The sequence below is a fragment of the Bradyrhizobium sp. McL0615 genome (assembly GCF_049993905.1).
Taxonomy (GTDB): Bacteria; Pseudomonadota; Alphaproteobacteria; order Rhizobiales; family Xanthobacteraceae; genus Bradyrhizobium.
In genome coordinates this window covers 1,980,383-1,996,933 of sequence record NZ_CP188254.1, presented here as the reverse complement: position 1 = coordinate 1,996,933, position 16,551 = coordinate 1,980,383, and the positions used below count along the sequence as shown (strand labels likewise).

At 61.3% G+C, this 16,551-nt stretch carries 15 protein-coding genes; 9 read left to right on the top strand and 6 right to left on the bottom strand.

Translation table 11 applies throughout. The features are described 5' to 3' along the window. Positions 1–24 precede the first annotated feature (24 nt). On the bottom strand, positions 25–1,260 hold the full coding sequence (locus ACPPVP_RS09545) for an MFS transporter (protein ID WP_426533468.1): 1,236 nt from the start codon (positions 1,258–1,260) through the stop codon (positions 25–27). 140 nt (positions 1,261–1,400) lie between these two features. Here ACPPVP_RS09545 and ACPPVP_RS09540 point away from each other — a divergent pair, with 140 nt between their 5' ends. The 4 genes from ACPPVP_RS09540 to ACPPVP_RS09525 all read left to right on the top strand — a co-directional run bounded on the left by ACPPVP_RS09540 (position 1,401) and on the right by ACPPVP_RS09525 (position 4,005). Continuing rightward, positions 1,401–1,847 (top strand): hypothetical protein, encoded by a 447-nt coding sequence (locus ACPPVP_RS09540; RefSeq protein ID WP_426533466.1) that lies wholly within the window; start codon positions 1,401–1,403, stop codon positions 1,845–1,847. 125 nt (positions 1,848–1,972) lie between these two features. Continuing rightward, a complete protein-coding gene (locus ACPPVP_RS09535; RefSeq protein ID WP_426533464.1) occupies positions 1,973–2,449 on the top strand; it encodes a cupredoxin domain-containing protein in 477 nt (158 codons plus the stop codon). A gap of 26 nt (positions 2,450–2,475) precedes the next feature. Then, on the top strand, positions 2,476–2,778 hold the full coding sequence (locus tag ACPPVP_RS09530; protein WP_426533462.1) for a copper-binding protein: 303 nt from the start codon (positions 2,476–2,478) through the stop codon (positions 2,776–2,778). Between the two features lie 165 nt (positions 2,779–2,943). Further along, positions 2,944–4,005, top strand: coding sequence for an AI-2E family transporter (locus ACPPVP_RS09525; protein ID WP_426533460.1), 1,062 nt, complete (start codon positions 2,944–2,946; stop codon positions 4,003–4,005). Between the two features lie 637 nt (positions 4,006–4,642). On the opposite strand, the gene ACPPVP_RS09520 is transcribed toward ACPPVP_RS09525, so the two are convergent. After that, positions 4,643–5,485, bottom strand: a complete 843-nt coding sequence (locus ACPPVP_RS09520; protein ID WP_426533458.1) for a GNAT family N-acetyltransferase — start codon at positions 5,483–5,485, stop codon at positions 4,643–4,645. Between the two features lie 288 nt (positions 5,486–5,773). Here ACPPVP_RS09520 and ACPPVP_RS09515 point away from each other — a divergent pair, with 288 nt between their 5' ends. The 3 genes from ACPPVP_RS09515 (at position 5,774) to ACPPVP_RS09505 (ending at position 8,810) form a co-directional block, all read left to right on the top strand. Then, positions 5,774–6,208 (top strand): hypothetical protein, encoded by a 435-nt coding sequence (locus ACPPVP_RS09515; RefSeq protein WP_426533456.1) that lies wholly within the window; start codon positions 5,774–5,776, stop codon positions 6,206–6,208. A 273-nt stretch (positions 6,209–6,481) separates the two neighbouring features. Continuing rightward, entirely contained in the window at positions 6,482–8,182 is a 1,701-nt protein-coding gene (locus ACPPVP_RS09510) for an FAD-dependent oxidoreductase (protein ID WP_426533454.1), read from the top strand. Between the two features lie 178 nt (positions 8,183–8,360). Next, on the top strand, positions 8,361–8,810 hold the full coding sequence (locus ACPPVP_RS09505; protein WP_426533452.1) for a hypothetical protein: 450 nt from the start codon (positions 8,361–8,363) through the stop codon (positions 8,808–8,810). A 692-nt stretch (positions 8,811–9,502) separates the two neighbouring features. Here ACPPVP_RS09505 and ACPPVP_RS09500 read toward each other — a convergent pair. From ACPPVP_RS09500 to ACPPVP_RS09485, 4 genes are all read right to left on the bottom strand, one after another. Beyond that, positions 9,503–10,276, bottom strand: a complete 774-nt coding sequence (locus tag ACPPVP_RS09500) for a hypothetical protein (protein WP_426533450.1) — start codon at positions 10,274–10,276, stop codon at positions 9,503–9,505. A gap of 330 nt (positions 10,277–10,606) precedes the next feature. Beyond that, positions 10,607–11,068, bottom strand: coding sequence for a GNAT family N-acetyltransferase (locus ACPPVP_RS09495; protein WP_426533448.1), 462 nt, complete (start codon positions 11,066–11,068; stop codon positions 10,607–10,609). 128 nt (positions 11,069–11,196) lie between these two features. After that, entirely contained in the window at positions 11,197–12,372 is a 1,176-nt protein-coding gene (locus ACPPVP_RS09490) for a DUF3644 domain-containing protein (protein WP_426533446.1), read from the bottom strand. Positions 12,373–12,507: 135 nt separating this feature from the next. After that, positions 12,508–12,885 (bottom strand): hypothetical protein, encoded by a 378-nt coding sequence (locus tag ACPPVP_RS09485; protein ID WP_426533444.1) that lies wholly within the window; start codon positions 12,883–12,885, stop codon positions 12,508–12,510. 774 nt (positions 12,886–13,659) lie between these two features. On the opposite strand from ACPPVP_RS09485, the gene flhA reads away from it, so the two are divergent. Both flhA and ACPPVP_RS09475 read left to right on the top strand, forming a co-directional pair. Continuing rightward, the gene (flhA, locus tag ACPPVP_RS09480; protein ID WP_426533442.1) at positions 13,660–15,900 is read left to right on the top strand and encodes a flagellar biosynthesis protein FlhA; all 2,241 of its coding nucleotides are present in this window, start codon (positions 13,660–13,662) and stop codon (positions 15,898–15,900) included. A gap of 322 nt (positions 15,901–16,222) precedes the next feature. Further along, positions 16,223–16,429, top strand: coding sequence for a hypothetical protein (locus ACPPVP_RS09475; RefSeq protein ID WP_426533440.1), 207 nt, complete (start codon positions 16,223–16,225; stop codon positions 16,427–16,429). The last annotated feature ends 122 nt before the right edge of the window (positions 16,430–16,551 follow it).

Genomic DNA, 16,551 nt, shown 5'->3' with positions numbered 1-16,551 from the left:
CGCCGAAGTTCCCGGATCGGCGCCTCACGCCATCGCCAGCCGCTGCCCGGCGCGCATCAACAGCAGCAGCATGATGCCGATATTCAGCGCATTCCACGCCAGCCCGTTGGCGAAGGCTGCGTTGTAGGAACCTGTCGCGTCGAAGATCGCGCCTGAGATCCAGCCGCCGAACGACATGCCGAACACGGAGGCGAAGATCACGATGCCCACGCGTGTCGCGGCCTCAGATGCCGGCATCGCCTCGCGCACGATGATGGCGTAGCTCGGCACGATGCCGCCCTGGAACAGGCCGAACATCGCCGAGATGATGTAAAGCGAGGTCAGGCTGTCGAAGAACAGATAGAACAACAGCGCGGTGCCCTGCGCCACCGAGCCGATCAAAAGCGTGCGGATGCCGCCGATCTTGTCGGCGAGGAATCCGGAACCGATGCGGCTGATGATGCCGAAGCCGAGCATCAGCGACAGCATCTCGGCGCCGCGCGCCACGCCATAGCCGAGATCGCCGCAATAGGCGACGATATGAACCTGCGGCATCGACATCGCCACGCAGCAGGCGATCGCCGCGAGCGACAGCATCACCGTCAGTGCATTGGTGGAAAGGCGCAGGTCGACGCGCGGCGGCGGCGCATTCTGATGGTCGCGCTGTACGCCCGCCCCCATCAGCATCCGCAGGCCGATCAGCGCCAGCGTCATCGCCACCGCCGTGAAGATGCCAATCGCAACGTGGGTGGTGCGCCAGCCCATGGTCTCGATGCCGTGGTTGATCAGCGGTGGCCAGATCGCGCCGCCGATATAATTGCCGCTGGCGGCAATGGCGACGGCGAGCCCGCGGTAACGGTCGAACCAGTGCGAGGCTTCCGCCATCAGCGGCCCGAACGTGGCCGACGATGACAGTCCGATCGCAAAATGCACCAGAATGAATTGCCAGATCGAGATGGACATCCCCGCGACGACATAGCCAAGGCCCAAAATGCCGATGCCGAGCCCGATGGCGGTGACGATGCCGTAGCGGTCGGTGATCTTGCCGGTCAGCACCGCGCCGGAGCCGAATCCGAGCATGATCATCGTGAACGCCAGCGAGGCGGTGCCGCGGCTTGCGGCGAATTCGGTCTGCACCACAGGAAGTGCAACCACCACCGACCACATGCCGACGCTGCCGAGCGAGCCGATCAGCACGGCCACGGCAAGCCGGGTCCATGCCCGGCGCGAGTCGGGAACGAACAGGTCGGAATCTCGGGAAAGTTCAGAAGAAATGACCACGGCGCACGCAACTTCGGGGCATAATCGCCTAACGTCAAGCCACATTGCCGCGATATTGGGCATGCAGTTGTGATGGGGCAGCGCCCCGCAGTGCCTGTCGGTCCCTTGGCGGAATCAGCCCTGGGCATTAGGTTGCCGTCATGTTCGTTCGCTTGACGAGGCCGGTGCGCGCCAAAGCGGGGTGGTTTGTCGCCCTGCTCTATCTGTTTTGCGTGATCGCGCCCGGCGTCGCGCTGGCGCTTGGCGACGCTGCGTCGTGCCTGATGACCGAGCCCTCGACGGCCGGCGCCGCGCATATTCATGACGGTGCGCAGCCGGTGCATGCAGCGAGCGTCACGCACCAGCATGGCGAAGAGCATCAACATCACGCCGATACCGGCGGCGCCATGCATGAACACGCCGGGCATCAGCATGACGGCAAGACTTCGCAGGGACCGTGCTGCGCCATGATGTGCGTTTCGGCGATTGCGGCCGATCTGCCTGCGGTTGCCAAGCCCTCGCCACCGATCTCGCTCTGCGTCTTCGCGAGCTTCCAGCGCCTGCCGGGTGAGGCGCCCCCTCTGCTCTACCGTCCTCCGATCGGCTGATCCGACGTAACGGTGCGTGCGGCCGGGCTTCGCTGGCTTACGCGTGCCTGCACATTCACGGATTGAGCCCAACGTGCCGCACATCGCCGCGGCCGATCGCTGACGAACGAGAGAAAGAACATCGGATGAAGAACATCATGACCGCCGGCCTCGCAATGGCCGCCTTGTCGGCATGGCCGGCGCCTGCCACCAGCCACGACAAGCACGCCCACGAAACCTGGTCGGCCGGCGAGCCCGGCAATCCCAAAATGCCCTCGCGCACCATCGAGGTCGAAATGAGCGAGATGGAATACACGCCGTCGCGCATCGAGGTGAAGCGCGGCGAGCAGATCCGCTTCGTGATCCGCAATGCCGGCAAGGAAGACCACGAATTCCTGCTCGCCACCACGAAAGAGAACCTGAAGCACGCCGAGGACATGAAGAAGCATCCGCATATGGAGCACGACGATCCGAACGGCGTGCGGCTGGCGCCGGCGAAATCCGCCGAGATCGTCTGGAAATTCACGCACGCCGGCACGTTTGAATATTCCTGCCTGATCCCCGACCACCGCGACTACGGCATGATCGGCCAAATCCAGGTGAATGAAGCGACCGTGAAGTGAACACCGCAAGCTTAAGGAGACAAACCATGAAAAAAGCAGTTCACACCCTGGCGGCCGCGATGTTCACCGCGGCCCTGTCGCTATCCGCCGCAACCGCGCAAGACAACGCCGTGCAGGGCGAAGTCAGGAAGATCGACGAGGCCGCCGGCAAGGTCACCCTCAAGCATGGCCCGATCAAGAACCTCGGCATGGAAGTCGGCATGACCATGACGTTCCGCGTCAAGGACCCCGCGATGCTTGGGGAGGTGCAGGTCGGCGACAAGGTCGAGTTCGAGGCCGAGCAAGCCGCGTCCGGATATACCGTGACCAGGATGCAGAAGAGCAACTGACTGCCACGGCCACGTCGTCTCGACATTGGGCCGTGAAGCCGTAGGATGGGTCGCGCGAAAGCGAAACCCATCGGCGCCATCCCGGCGCGGCCTCCGACAGCCGCGCCGGGATTGTTGCCTGCACGGTGGCGTGGCCGCGGTGGACGCCAACCAACGAGACGGATCGTGCAAAGGATCGAACATCAGGGCTTTCTGTTGCTGCTGACGGCCGTCACGCTGGCGTTTGCCTGGGTGCTGTACCCGTTCTATGGCGCCGTTCTCTGGGCGGTCGTCGTGGCGGTGCTTTTCGCGCCGGTGCATCGCAGGCTGCTGCAATCGATGCCGGGCAGACCGAGCCTTGCAGCGGCGGTTACCGTCCTGATCATTATCGCCATGGTCATCCTGCCGCTTACAATGATCGCGGCTTCGCTGGTGCAGGAAGCGTCGAGCCTGTTCGCAAAGATCCAGTCGGGAGAATACAATCTCGGCAGCTACCTGCAGCGGATATTCGACGCGCTGCCGGCCTGGGCCACCGGATTGATCGAGCGGTTCAATCTCACCGATTTGTCGGCGCTTCGCGAAAAGCTCACATCCGGCCTCATGACAGGCGGGCAGATTCTCGCCCCGCAGGCGCTGAGCATCGGGATGAACACGTTCGACTTTGTGATCCGTCTCGGCATCATGCTTTATCTGTTGTTCTTCCTGTTGCGTGACGGCAAGGCGCTGGCCGAAGGGATCCGCGAAGCCATTCCACTGCGCGGCGAGCAGAAGGCGGCGCTGTTCACCCGGTTCGCCGACGTCGTTCGCGCCACCGTAAAGGGCGGCATCCTCGTCGCGATGGCGCAAGGCACGCTCGGCGGCATCGCGTTCTGGTTCCTCGGAATCCATGCAGCGCTGCTATGGGCCGTGCTGATGGCGTTCCTGTCGCTGATCCCTGCGATCGGCGCCACGCTGGTCTGGCTTCCGGTTGCGATCTACTTCCTGGCCACCGGCGCCATCTGGCAGGGCATCGGATTGATCCTCTATGGCGTGCTCGTCATCGGACTGGTGGACAATCTGCTGCGTCCCTTCCTTGTCGGCAAGGGCTCCAAGCTGCCGGACTACGTCGTGCTGATCTCGACGCTCGGCGGCATCGAAGTGTTCGGCCTCAACGGTTTTGTCATCGGGCCGCTGATTGCCGCGATGTTCATGGTGAGCTGGGAGATTTTTTCCGCGTCGCGGCGGACGTCAGGAGATGACGCCGCGTGAATGATGGGTTTCGCTTCGCTCTACCCATCCTGCGCAGGAGGTCCTGTGCGCACTAGTGAACCGACTTCCCGACCAGGGGGGTCTAAACTCAACCATCACCGCACCGTCCCATGGCAGCTATCGGTGAGGAGAACGCCAGTCGCGCTCCCGCCCTCTCGTATGTGGAGTAGCGCCGTGCAGCAACGCCGTCGCGTCAAACAAACTTCGCCACTGGATCAACGCTTGGCCGATCAAGCGGAGCGCCTGCGAAAAGAGGCGCGAGGCACCCCGCCCGGCTTTGCGCGCGAGCAGCTTCTGCGCAGAGCGCGGCAGGCGGAGACGGCCGCCCACATGGAGCAATGGCTTACATCTCCCGGTCTACGCTCGCCGAACTGAGAATTCTCCTGCCCGGTGCCTCGTGCAGGCATCACCTCGCCACCATCCGCCGCGTCATCGGGCCGAGACGCGCAGCAAAAGTCCTTGCTGCGGCGAACCTTCCGCGCGCAATCCAGGCGTTCCCAGCGCAAAGGCGGTGACGAGCAGCAGGAGGCTCGCGCAGATGATATGTAGCCAGAAACGATCCATCCGCGTCAACGAGCGAGTGCGCGGCCCGTTCCCCGGAAATAGATGTACAAGTATTTTGGTCGAACCCGGGAACCTACCCCAGTTCAAAACTGGTGACGCCGAACACCCGCTGCAGCCGCAACGGCGGAATTGCGCCGGTATACATGCGGGCCGTCTCGAACACCGGCGCGAGTCCAAAATCCTGCGCCAGCGCGATCGCCTCGCGGTTGATGCTGGGCACATCCAGAAAAATCTCGCCGCCGCCCACCTTGGCGAGCAACGCCGATAGCACGGCCTCCGCAGTGGCGCGGTCGTCAGACACCAGCGGACCGATCTTAAAGCCCTTCCGGCATGGACGGATCACGCCCCAGCCGGCGAGCCTGCCATCGCGCACCACCGCGCAACCGGCGTGTCCGCGCGCGCCGATCCACGCCTGCAGGAATGCAGGTCGCGGCGCCGGAAACACGGTGGCGTCGTCCGCCTCAACTGCTACGAACGGCACGTCGGACAAGGCGATGACGCCGGCCGGCAACACGGCGGGCGCCGCAACCGCGCCACCGTAACGGACATTGGCGTAAGCAAGCTGAAAGCCGGACTTTCGATAATTGTCCTGCTGCGCCGTCACGCCATCGAGCCCGATCACGCGCGCGCCCGCATGCGCAATCGCCGCATTCCATATCCGCAAGCCGATGCCTTTGCCGCGAAAATTCGCTCGCACGATGTAAAAGCCGAGAAATGCAAAGCGCGCATTGTAATTGACACAGGAGACCGTCGCGACGGGGATGCCGTCGAGCTCTGCGATGAAAAAGCCTTCCGGATCGACGGAGGCAAAGCAGGCGCCATCGGCGAGACCCGGATTCCATCCTTCAGCCGCGGCCCAGTCCACGGCCAGCGAGATTTCATCCGGCCGCATCGTTCGAATGGTGAGGTCGTCCATCGCGGGCGGTCCTTTCCGAAATCCGTGACTTCAGCCGGCACGACGAGAGCGACGGCTTATCCGCCGTAGCTCGCGAGAAGCGAAGGCGGATGCGATACCCATCGCTCTCCGTTCACGCAAATCAATGAGCTTCGCTTTCGCGCTGCCCATTTTACGCGACTCGCAAAGCAGATGTGTGCAGTCCAGAAATGGCACACTTCTTCGCGCAGAATATCCTTGTGCCGTGCGCTTTGTTTAGCGAAAATTAATCATGCTGGCTGCGGGGCTGCATTGTTGGAGGCGTCACACATGTACCGATCATCGCTCACGCTGGCCTTCTGTGTCCTGTACTCGGCGGCCGGTGCGGCCAGCGACCTGTCATCCGTCTACGTGGCGCCCGGCGGAATCTACGCGCCTTCCGCCAACGTCTATGTGCGGCCGGGCCAAACCCATCGGCCTTACGCCGAACCCGGCTACGGATATCGGCAGCCGTCTTACGGCGTGGATCCTGCCTACCGCGCCCCTGCCGCAGTTTATGGCGACTACGAACCGGGCTACGCCGCGCGTCCCGTCTATGTCGACCGCGCGCCTGCCTATCCCGAGCGTTACTATGCAAGGGAGCGCTATTCCGCGCAGGAATACGACTATGAATATGCGCCGCGCCCACCGCTGCCCGTGCCTTATCGTTCACGGGCGCGGGCACGATGCGACGACGGCTATGGCGGGTGGGCGTACTGCGATTGAAGCCGCGTCACGGTGACAGCCCGCAGGATGGGTGGAGCGCGTAGAATGGGTGAGCGCTTTGTCCGCCGTAGCTCGCGCGAGCGAAGGCGGAAGCGATACCCATCGCCCCCTTGGCGCACGGGATGATCAGTAGCGCAGCGACCCATTATCTGTTTTCATTCTGCAAAGATGATGGGTTTCGCGGGAGTTTATCATCGGGCCGGCCGAAGGCCGGACCCGTTGGCTCTACCCATCCTACGAAAAGAAAATTGCGCCTCGGGGGAGTGAAAACAAATGGACGCCGTCGCCTGCGACGTGCTGGTCATTGGCTCCGGCGCGGCCGGGCTGACGACAGCCATTACGGCGCATCATTTTGGCGCCGACGTCCTCGTGGTGGAGAAAGCATCCACATTCGGCGGCACGACCGCCCGATCCGGCGGATGGCTGTGGGTGCCGGGAAATTCGCTCGCGTCGCGTTCGGGCGTCGACGACTCGCTCCAGGATGCGAAAACCTACATCCAGCACGAAGCAGGAAACCATTTCGACGAAGCGCGCGTGACCGCCTTTCTCGACAACGCCGGCGCCATGATCGATTTTCTCGAGGCGAACTCCGAGGTGAGGTTCAACTTCGGCAAGAACTATCCCGATTATCACCCCGATCATCCAGGCGGCGCCGAGGAAGGCCGGTCGATCCATCCCCAGCCCTTTGACGGACGAAAACTCGGCAACCATCTGGCCACGCTCGCCCAGCCGATGCCGGAATCGACGTTCATGGGCATGGGCCTGAACAGCGGACCTGACCTGAAGCATTTCCTGAACGCGACGAAATCGCTCAGGTCGGCGCTGTTCGTGGCCTCGAGGATATTGGCGCATGGCCGCGAGGTGATGGTTCACGGGCGCGGCGTTCGCCTCGTCAACGGCAATGCGCTGGCGGCGCGTTTGTTGAAGACGGTGCTGGATCGCGCCATACCGCTGTGGTCGTCTTCGCCGGCCGTCCAGCTGCTGAAGGAGAACGGCCGCGTTGCGGGCGCGATCATCGAGAAGGACGGCAAGGCCGTTCGCGTCGACGCGCGCCACGGGATCGTTTTTGCGGCCGGCGGCTTTCCGCGCGATGCGGACCGCACGCGACGTCACTTCAAACATCTGCACGCCGACACCGAGCATGCCACGCTGACATCAGAAGGCAATACGGGAGACGCGCTTCGCATGGCCGAAGACGTCAACGCGGCGCTCGACGACAGTTTTTCCAATGCCGCAGCCTGGGTGCCGGTATCGCTCATCACAAGAAAGGACGGCACCGTGGGGCGGTTCTTTCATTTGATCGACCGCGCCAAGCCGGGCGTGATCGCGGTGACGCGCGAGGGCCGGCGCTTCACCAATGAAAGCGAGAACTATCACGATTTCGTCCGCGCGATGATGGATGCCTGTGCCGGCGGGACGGAGGTTTCGGCCTTCATGATCTGCGACCATCGCACCATCCGGCGTTACGGGCTTGGCGCCGTCCGCCCCTCCCCGTTGCCGCTCTTCCCCCATGTTCGCTCGGGCTATCTCAAGACAGGCCACTCGATTCGGGAGTTGGCATCGTCCGCCGGTATCGCGCCTGAGAACCTCGAACGAACCATCGAGGAGGTCAACTGCGATGCCGCCGCAGGACGAGACCGCGCCTTCAACCGCGGGGCAACGTCCTATCAGCGTCTCCTTGGCGACGAGAATTTTGCCCCGAACCCGTGCATCGGCGAGATATCCGTTGCACCGTTCTATGCGGTGAAGATCATTCCGGGAGACATCGCAACCTATCACGGCCTGGTCACGGACGAACAGACGCGCGTCCTGGATGTCGCGAGGAAGCCGATCCCGGGCCTGTTCGCCGTCGGCAACGACGCCGCTTCCATCTTCGGCGGCAGCTATCCCGGCGCCGGCGCCACGCTCGGGCCGGCGATGACATTCGGATATATCTGCGGAAAAAACCTGGCGGAGCAGCGCGCGGCGGATTAGCGAAACCCAGCAACTCCATATTCGAACAAGCTTCACCCAAAGCTGGAAGGCTGCTGAATTGAAGCACAAAGCTTTGGTGTTGACGTTCCGGACCCGGCGCTCTCCACCCGCGAGGAAGAAGCGGCTCTATCGCCCAGGCGGCTGGCGTCCCGGAAGGCGCATCCAGAAATAGGATTTGTTGAGCCTGCTACCGCTTCACTTTATTCCACCCTGCGCGAAAAAAGTTCCGGGAGAACGCGCCTATGCGCATGGGAACCGCGCGCCTGATGGATCATTGTTCCATGTACCATCCATAGCCCCTGCTTTTGAGGCAGGGCAATTTGAAGTGGATGGCGTCTGCGCTTCTCCGGGAGCATTTGAAATGAAAATATTCTTCAAGGTCGTGATCTGGATTGCCGCGCTGTTTTTCGGTCTTTTTGTCTGGAACGCGCTTCCCGACTTTCGACCGCTGGTGTCGTCGCTACTGGCCGCAGCCTTCGCTTGTTACGTGTTGTCGGTCATCGTTGAAGTCACCGTCAAGCGTGTCATGTCGGACGAACAGCTGGAGCTTCGCAGCCGTCTGGAATTGCTGGATCGCAAGGTTACTGCAATCTTGCGCGATGCTCTCGAGCAGCGCCGCCTTCGATGATGGCTGGAGGCGATGATTGCGACGCCACGCCAAACGCGCTGCAACATCAGGCAGGCGGGCAATGCACCAACCAAGCCGGCAAACCTGATGATGCGGTATGGTATGACCTTGATGCCCAATAATGTAGCCGCATTACCACAGCAGATGGATTTCGGCCGACGAGCGCTTGTCAGCGCACGGCGCTGTTGATTATCAATATGTGGCGGGGGCAACCAAAAGCGGCGCGGTAGCAGCGGACCCGTTGAAGGATAGGGCGACTATCCTCGACGGGTCCGTCCCGCTCACGCAGTGATCAGGGACAGCACTGATCATTCGCGCAAGAACAAGATGCGGCATTCCTTCCAGCACATCGCGACGACTTATGACTGCAAGCGATCCCGGCGCGATCACTGGCCTTGATCGTATCGCGATCCGCCGGTCGGCTCAGGTGCGGCCCTCGACGACTTTTCGATGCGCTCATTTCTTTTCTTAGTCTCACTAGTTCGGAATACGCCCTGGCGAAATCGTAGTTTGCGGGACTAGCCGCGGTACGTTTGCGCATGTTCACGCCTCCCCGAACCGGCAACAGCCAATAATCAAGACGTTTCGAGCGTAAGTTACAAATTGCCGATCCTTCCCGGCTTCCCGAATGGGAGCTCGCAGCGGCCGGTTAGGTGAGCATCGCAATGCTGAAGTCGAACCGCTGCCGAGCATCACGCCGGGTTGCTGGCTCTCGGTTCCAAAGACATACGGACTGGATCGCTCGAAAATTGAAGCGGCATTTCCAATCGCATGTCCATCATGAGCGATGATCGCTTGGCCGGCTGATCGGGCGTGAATTCAAGCCGTCGCCCCGCACCACGCCATGCGCCGCCCGCCTTTCTGTAAACGGTCATCAGCACCGCCAACACCGCCATGAACACGATAGCCACCATCATGAAAGCTCGGGTGTTCATTGCTGATGGTTGTTCCACCGGCGCCGGCTCGGTCCGGTGTTGCGACAGTTCTGCATCGGGCCAGCGATCCAGGATCGTCAAGACCGGCTCAGCCGTCATCGCCGCCATGCTGTTTCCCCATGCGCGCAAATCATTTGGCGTCAAAGTTTGCTTGGGCGTCCGCGCCGAGCTGCCATCCGCCACTTCAGGCTTTATTTCCGGCTTCGGTTTGGCATCGGGATCGTCGGAAACCGACGCCCGTGCATCCAGCAGCCTGTCTTGGCTCGCTGGAAGCACCTTTGGCTCTCGGCGGGGATTCGTTTGTGCGGTTTGAGCCGCCGGCCAGTGCAACAATGATTTCGAAAGCATCGGCTTGCCTTCGTACCAGCACTTTCGGCCGTCGATCAGACGATAGGACCAATACGTCCGCGCATCTGACGGCCGCTCTGCGCTGCATTGCTTCGCTTGGGCAGGCGTCGCCGAAAAGAAAAACCCAACAGTGAAAACACAAACGATGTCAGTCGCCAGAACAGTCCACCGAAACTTGTTCATTGGACACCTACGCAAAACTAATGGAACTAAAAACTCATGTAATTCAGAAGGTTAGATTGCTAAATAGGTCGAAATTGGGGCAGTTGTCCACAGGGTTATGCACATGGTTGTAGGCAACGATCAGCAAGGCCGATCGGGTTTTCGCGGGGCGGGGTAGCGAACGCGGGGTGGAGCGATTGTCGGCTGGATGATTGGTGTCAGATTACCGTAATGGATGATGACGACCCCGGGCAGCGCGTCCCGGCAATACCCGCATACCCCTGAGTTCGAGAGACAAGCGGTCGATCGGATGCTTTTGGCTGGAAGCTGTAGGATGGGTGGAGAATCCACCTATTCCCAGCGGATCGCCATCTCGCTCGTCGGCCCCCAACCGAGACTCTCGTAAAGCGGCCTCCCCTGCCGGGTCGAATGAAGGATCGCATAGCAAACGCCGAGTTCGCGGGCCCTCGCCTCGGCCAGCGCCATCAATCGCTTGGCCAACCCCTTGCGGCGATGCTCGGGCTCCACGAAGACGTTGAGGATGTAAGCGCGGCGATGGTCGGCCGGATGGCTCGGATGCGGCGGCCAGTCGATCACCATCATGCCGATGCCCGCGATCACGACGCCAGCGTCCTCGAGCATCCAGCCGAAGTAGCTGCCGTCATCCAGTCGCGGGGAGAGCCATTGCTCGAATGCCGTAGTCATCGGCCGCAAGGCTTCGCGGGTGCGGCCGGAGGCGGCGAACATCCGCTCGCGATGATCGCAAATCAGTTTGAGATCATGCTTTGCAACGGGTCTTGCTGTGATGGCCATGAGGCGCGGTCCCCAGGACGGCTTCCATTGCAACTAGACCTCCCGATGCCGCTAGCTTTTGCAACGGATTTCCAAGTCCGCATGCGTACCGATATCTCGGGCCGCGAGTAGCCACAGCTATGACCTCACTAATAGCGCGTCCACCCTTCCGCCAGCTTCTCAATCACCTTCTCAAGCCAGTTCTCGTACCAATACCAGGTCTTGGCAACCTGGACCCCATAGCCCTTACCCGACTTGCGAGCTTCGAGTTGCTTAGAGAGCAGCGTATGTTCGTGCATGTTGAACGTAGGATAGCCGGCAACCCTAGCTTTCGCCACGACTTCCGAAGGCAAGTAATTCGGCCGCTCCACCTCCTTCAGAAGTACCCGTTCAACGGCTTCGGCTTCCGGTGACCCGGGCTTGATGAATTCGACAGCCAAGTCAGCTTTCGAAGCTTTACCCGAAATCTTCGGAACAAAAGCGACACGATATCGAAACTTCGGATCCCTCTGCTCATCCTCAGTCAATCGATCGTGGAAATTGTCCATCGCGGTGGCAATATTCGGTGGAAGCTCCCCACCTATCAAGCTGCTTCTTTGCGCACCGTCAAACGTTACAAATTGCAGAGCAATCGGCAGCCGCTTTTCAAGAGCGAATTCTTTCCCAAAGAAAATCTTGATCGCGTCATTGAAGTTAATGCAGCAAGCCTGAAGTTTGGCGCTCAGAGCATCGTCAATTCTGTTGGTCGAACGGTGCTCTATCTCATGACGAATTTCGATCAGAAACTTGAGATTGTTAATGGCGCCTTTTTCGAGAGGGCATCTCCCGTGGGCAAGACATTGGCCTAGTTCCCAGTACTTTTCTGCGCCGGTCGGCGTCTTCTCAACTGCACCTCCCCTCTTGTGCCGATAGTCAATACCCTCCCGCTTGTAGTAAGCGTGGAGCAGGTAGGTCCAGGCGATGACGCTAGTGACTATAAACAGTTCGGCTCTGAAGTAGAGGCCAGCGCTATTGAAGGTGTGAACCGCTGCTATCATTGCTTCCCGGGCTTTGACGAGTAGCTCGTCACCTTGCAGGTGCAGTCCGGTCTTAGGATCAATATCGGGCCACGCCTCCAGAAAATTGTCGAGTTCGTCCTCGGAGGCAGCCTTGATGCCCTTATGCTTAGTTCCGTCGCGAATCTCCGAAATACGTGCGTGATTGATTGAGCGAGTTGGCCTTGAAAAGTAAGCTTGAATGTCCTGCGGTACGTATTTCTTCGGGAGCATCGCCTTGACTAAGGCGACCTCCCATTTCTCAAGTGTATTTCCCGGTCTGCGCGCCACGATGCCCCCGCTCCTCAGCCCGTTGGGCGGATTAGCTGGAGACGTAATCCGCCGACACGATCGCTCGATGCCATCCGCCGGCCACATGACGCGCCGATCGAGTTCTCCAATTCGCGACTCAACTTGGACGTTTGATTACGTGCCCGGCGGGCGCGGCCCTTGAAATTGGATTCCGCACTTCTTCGCAATAGAGGCTTGCTCAACAGCTACCATTTGCCCCTTCATTTGGGACAACTCCGCTGCCGTCTGCTTGTCTCCGCCGACGAAGAAAGCTGCTGGCCAGAAGATCACGATCGCGGCCGCGGTGGCGACGCCGTCCTTTGTGCGCTGGCTGTCCTGGGCGCCCGACAAAGTAGCCGCCCTCGTCGAGATCGATTGAGCCTCAAGGGCAAGCTGTTGGCATGTGTATGATTGGTACGCGACCGGCGAAACATACGCGGGTGCAATATCAGCAGCGGAAGAAGCGCAGCCAGCCAGCGCGGCGCCGAGCACCACGATTCCCAAATTTCGCATTTTTTGAAGTCCCCCCGTCCCGCATCCAAGCGCAACCAGCGGTGGAGAGCAAGTCCGTAGACATACGGGCGTTCCCGAAGGGATGGATGTCAGCGCAAGCGGATAGATACTGGCGAAGCGCTTCCAGTGACATCCTCTCCACCACCGGAGATGCGCCAAGCTGCTACTCCGTAGCATGCCGTGAGCATCAAAGCCGCCACGAGCAGAAGCAAAAAAGAAAACCGGCTCACGCCTTGGCCCCCGCAAGCCGGCTGAATTCGAGCAAGCGAGCACGGTCCACCGAGTCGGAAAATGCAGTCGGGCTGACCTATACCGTATTTGGTGCCGGAATGCTCCGACTGTACCTGTATGGCCGTGTGCGCCTCTACCACCATCTCTTGCGCACGGGACCGGGTGCAGCGAGCACCCGGCATTCCCTGCGCCCTTGTTTGGGCGAAACGGTTGGCAAAGCCCGGGCGAAACGCTCCGCGGGAATGCGGAAGTGCGACTGGTGCACTCGGTGGCGCCACATCTTCGGTGTCATCGTCCGCGAAGGCGGACGATCCAGTATTCCAGAGACGTTAGTGATTGAGTCGGGAGGCCGCGGCCTACTGGATACCCCGCCTGCGCGGGGTATGACGGTTGGGCGTGGGAAGAGATTTCGGGCTCGATGCAACGTATCGCCCCGGATAACCGCCCAAATCACCCCCGTTAACCCTTTGCTAACCATACACCCGGCAAGAATTGCCGAGGGAAGTCGAGTGTCGTCGGCCGCGTTAGATACGGGAGGACCCCGTGGACGCCAGTGCGGTACCTCACTTTCGAAACGGTGGCACTCCGGCCGCCGCGCAGACGTTTGGCGCCCGCGGGCGTCAATCGCGGGGGGAAGCGGCTACCATGGTCGACATCACGGCGGGTCAGGGCGGCGGCGCAGGCCCCAGCGGCAAGTTTCCATCCTTGAGCGAAATCGGCGATATCCTGAAGCGCGGCGATCTGGCGCTGGCGTTCGGGGTCCTCACCATCCTGGTGGTGCTGATCCTGCCGCTGCCCTCGCTGGTGTTGGATCTGTTTCTGGCGATCTCGATCACGGTGTCGATCCTGATCCTGATGACGTCGCTGTTCATTCAGGCGCCGCTGGAATTCTCGGCGTTTCCGACCGTGCTCCTGATCTCGACCATGCTGCGGCTGTCGCTGAACATGGCCTCCACCCGGCTGATCCTGTCGCACGGCCATGAGGGCACGGCTGCGGCCGGCCACGTCATCGAAGCCTTCGGCAATTTCGTGATGAGCGGTAATTTCGTGATCGGAATTATCGTGTTCGCGATCCTCGTGATCGTGAACTTCGTCGTCATCACCAAGGGTTCGGGCCGTATCGCCGAAGTTGCCGCACGCTTCCAACTGGATTCGATGCCCGGCAAGCAGATGGCGATCGACGCCGATCTCTCCGCCGGCCTGATCGACGAGAAAACCGCCAAGGCCCGCCGCAAGGAACTCGAGGACGAAAGCGGTTTCTTCGGTGCCATGGACGGCGCCTCGAAATTCGTCCGCGGCGACGCCATCGCGGGCTTGCTGATCGTCTTCATCAACGTCATCGGCGGCATCATCATCGGCGTCGCGCAGCAGGGCATGAGCTTTGGCGACGCTGCCCGCACCTACACCGTGCTCACCGTCGGCGACGGCCTGGTGACACAGGTGCCGGCGCTGATCGTCTCCACCGCGGCGGGCTTGCTGGTGTCGAAGGCCGGCATCACCGGTTCCGCCGACAAGGCGATGATGAAGCAGCTCTCGGGTTACCCGCAGGCGCTCGGCATGTCGGCCGGCGTGATGCTGGTGCTGGCGCTGTTGCCGGGTATTCCGATGCTGCCGTTCCTGGCGCTCGGCGGCGGCGCCGCGGCGCTGGCCTGGAAGGCGACGAACCGCAACCGCGTCGTCAAGGCGGCGGAAGCCGCCGCCATCGCGGCTCCCGGTCTTGAGGCAGCCGCCGCCCAGGCCGCCGCCGAAGAGCCGATCGCCACCGCCCTCAAGATCGATGACCTCAAGATCGAACTCGGCTACGCGCTGCTGCCGCTGGTCAACGGCCCCGACGGCACCGACCGCCTGACCGAGCAGATCAAGGCGCTGCGCCGTTCGCTCGCGATCGAAATGGGCTTTGTGATGCCGGCGGTGCGCATCCTCGACAACGTCCAGCTCGAGGCCAATACCTACGTCATCAAGATCAAGGAAGTCGACGCCGGCACCGGCAAGATCTGGCCGAACCAGTTCATGGTCATGGACCCCGCCGGTAACCAGGTCGGCGTGCCCGGCATCCATACCGTCGAGCCGACGTTTGGACTGCCGGCGACCTGGGTCGACGCCGCGCTGAAGGAAGAGGCGTCGCTGAAGGGCTACACGGTGGTGGACGCGGCGACCGTGCTGTCGACGCATCTGACCGAGCTGCTCAAGAACAACATGAGCGACCTCTTGTCCTACGGCGAGGTGCAGAAACTCCTGAAGGACCTGCCGAAGGAACAGGGCGAACTGGTCAAGGACATCGTGCCGAGTTCGGTCACGGTCTCCGGCATCCAGCGCGTGCTGCAACTGCTGCTGGCCGAGCGGATCTCGATCCGCGACCTCTCCACCATTCTCGAAGGCATCGCCGACGCGCTCGCCTTCTCGCGCCACCCCGCCACCATGGTCGAGCACGTCCGCGCCCGACTGGCGCGGCAGATCTGCGCGCAGAACACCACCTATAACGGCTATTTGCCGCTGATCGCGCTGTCGGCGCGCTGGGAGCAGGCGTTTGCGGAATCGATCGTGGGCACCGGCGAAGACCGCAGCCTCGCCATGCAACCCTCCAAGCTGTCGGAGTTCATGACCTCGGTCCGCAACGCCTTCGAACAAGCCGCCCGCGAAGGCGAAGCGCCGGTGCTGGTTACCTCCGCCGCGATCCGTCCGTTCGTCCGCTCGCTGGTCGAGCGCTTCCGCTCGCAGACCACCGTGCTGTCGCAGGCCGAAATCCATCCGCGCGCGCGGCTGAAGACGGTCGGCAGTGTCTAAAACCTTGCGGATACCGCAAATCAGCGACAGGACGACGCAGCGTTTTCGCCACAGGCAAATAATTTATTAAGGCAGGTTCGATCCGGCGTGATCGGCGCAGGCCCGCCGATTTCAACATATCTATCTGTAGATATTGATTATTACGACGACTTGCCTTGGCGCGAGCCAAGCCATAATCGCAGCCGTTCAAGTCTTTTCACCGCCTTGTGATCGCCTATTGGGAACGAAAGCCGGGAATCCCACGTTTCCTGACGCGAGACATTGAACCAGCCTGCAAACGACGGTCACTAATCTGCAGGACGGAAGGCGGCAGGAGACTTCCATGAACCACTCGATCTACAGCGCAGATCGCATGACCCATATCAAGATCGTGGTCGTGGCGTTGGTTGCAGCTATCGCCGTCGCCGGGTTCAGCATCTCCGCGCGCACGACCTCGGACGAAGGTCTGACCCAGACCGCGAGCGTGCGCGTGATGAAGGCCGGTAAGCCGGTCGTGATTACGAGTTCAGGCAACTCTGTCGTACGGTAAAGGAGAATTCACGGAATTCACGCGGCTCTTTACAGCCCCCCAAAGTCGCCACGTGGATATTTAAGACCCCAACTACCCCCAAGTTGACTACGAAAACGCCCGCTCCCCACGGGCGTTTTCTT

Coding starts and splice junctions, on each gene's coding strand:
- ACPPVP_RS09540 (WP_426533466.1), top strand. CDS start 1,401: ATGTTCGTTCGCTTGACGAGGCCGGTGCGCGCCAAAGCGGGGTGGTTT.
- ACPPVP_RS09535 (WP_426533464.1), top strand. CDS start 1,973: ATGAAGAACATCATGACCGCCGGCCTCGCAATGGCCGCCTTGTCGGCA.
- ACPPVP_RS09530 (WP_426533462.1), top strand. CDS start 2,476: ATGAAAAAAGCAGTTCACACCCTGGCGGCCGCGATGTTCACCGCGGCC.
- ACPPVP_RS09520 (WP_426533458.1), bottom strand. CDS start 5,485: ATGGACGACCTCACCATTCGAACGATGCGGCCGGATGAAATCTCGCTG.
- ACPPVP_RS09515 (WP_426533456.1), top strand. CDS start 5,774: ATGTACCGATCATCGCTCACGCTGGCCTTCTGTGTCCTGTACTCGGCG.
- ACPPVP_RS09510 (WP_426533454.1), top strand. CDS start 6,482: ATGGACGCCGTCGCCTGCGACGTGCTGGTCATTGGCTCCGGCGCGGCC.
- ACPPVP_RS09500 (WP_426533450.1), bottom strand. CDS start 10,276: ATGAACAAGTTTCGGTGGACTGTTCTGGCGACTGACATCGTTTGTGTT.
- ACPPVP_RS09495 (WP_426533448.1), bottom strand. CDS start 11,068: ATGGCCATCACAGCAAGACCCGTTGCAAAGCATGATCTCAAACTGATT.
- ACPPVP_RS09485 (WP_426533444.1), bottom strand. CDS start 12,885: ATGCGAAATTTGGGAATCGTGGTGCTCGGCGCCGCGCTGGCTGGCTGC.
- ACPPVP_RS09475 (WP_426533440.1), top strand. CDS start 16,223: ATGAACCACTCGATCTACAGCGCAGATCGCATGACCCATATCAAGATC.